General features: G+C 45.1%; 1 protein-coding gene. It reads right to left on the bottom strand.

The window, feature by feature from the left end:
• Positions 1-94 precede the first annotated feature (94 nt).
• Positions 95-1,027, bottom strand: coding sequence for a DMT family transporter (locus KDK18_RS10930; RefSeq protein WP_257254932.1), 933 nt, complete (start codon positions 1,025-1,027; stop codon positions 95-97).
• Between the last annotated feature and the right edge of the window lie 257 nt (positions 1,028-1,284).

Raw genomic sequence — 1,284 nt, 5'->3', positions numbered from 1 at the left:
TGCGAGCTATCCATCCCCGAACTAGAAGTACGGGGCTTTCCGCTCAATTTGGTAATCTTTCTTCACTTTGGGTGAGGAAAGATTCTTCAAGTGTCTAACCCGGACTGTCTGTTGAAGAATATTTCCGATTGGTTATCCATAATCCTGTAAAGATCAATCCAGCTCCTATCAAGTGGTACTGGTAAAGTGTCTCTCCAAGAATGGGAATAGCGAACATGGCTGAAAAAACAGGGATTAGGAAGTTAAACATGGCCGCAGTGTTTGCCCCCAGAATAGACACGCCGAAATTCCATGACATATAAGCGACCAGTGAAGCAAACAAAGCAGCGTAACTGATGAGAAAAAGTGCTTTCGGACTGACGATAAAGCCACCTTTCGACGATAGCTCCCAGAGATAAAAGGGCAAGAGGATCAATACCCCAATCCCAACCAGAGTAGTCAACAGCTGAGCCCCGGATACGGGCAGTTCAAAACGCTTGAGCAACACCGTATAAGAGCCCCAACAGCAGGTAGCAAAAAACATGATCATGTCTCCCCTGCCAAAATCAAGGCTGGCCAGCGATGACCACTCGCCCTTACTGAAAATAGTCAGCAGCCCGGGAAGGGCCATCCCCATACCAAACAACTGTCTTTTTTTAGGAAAAACATTTAACAGTGGAATAGCCAGGATCATGGTAATAACAGGCAAAACTATTTGTATCAGGCCCAGATTCACCGCCTGTGTCGATTGAGCAGCGATATAGAGCAGTGTGTTAAAGCAGGTAATGCTGAAGAAACCCAGGATCAATAATTGATAACGACTCTGAAAAATCAGCTTTCTCTGCCGAACCAGCTTTTTTCCGGTAAATGAAAACAGAATCAGAAAAGTCAGGGCCCATCTCCAGAATGACAGCGCGATGGGAGGAATATCTCCCACACTCATTCGGCCTGCAACAAGGTTACCCCCCCAACAGAGAGTTGCTAATACCAGCCCCAATACTGCCAGAATGTGGGGCTGGGTCTTCAAATGGGCGATTTTTTTTCTCAAAGTACTGCTCCGGAAAATCTGCCTACTGTCTCTTAAATCAAAAATAACGCAACTATTATGAAATACGCTCTGTAAATAAAGAGACTATAGATTTAACTGTATCCCTGCCTTAGTTAAACATAATCCATTTGCCGATCTTCAACTTCGATCATAAATAGTTCGATCATAAATAGATTCGGGGCTGGCTTCCTGTGTCTGACAAGCATTGTCCGTTCTCCGGAAGCTTCCGTAGTCGCAAGAGAGACCGCTTTATGGAC

The sequence above is a fragment of the Endozoicomonas sp. SESOKO3 genome, assembly GCF_024606255.1.
Note: the sequence above shows the minus strand (reverse complement) of the source record. Positions and strands in the feature narration are given on the sequence as shown.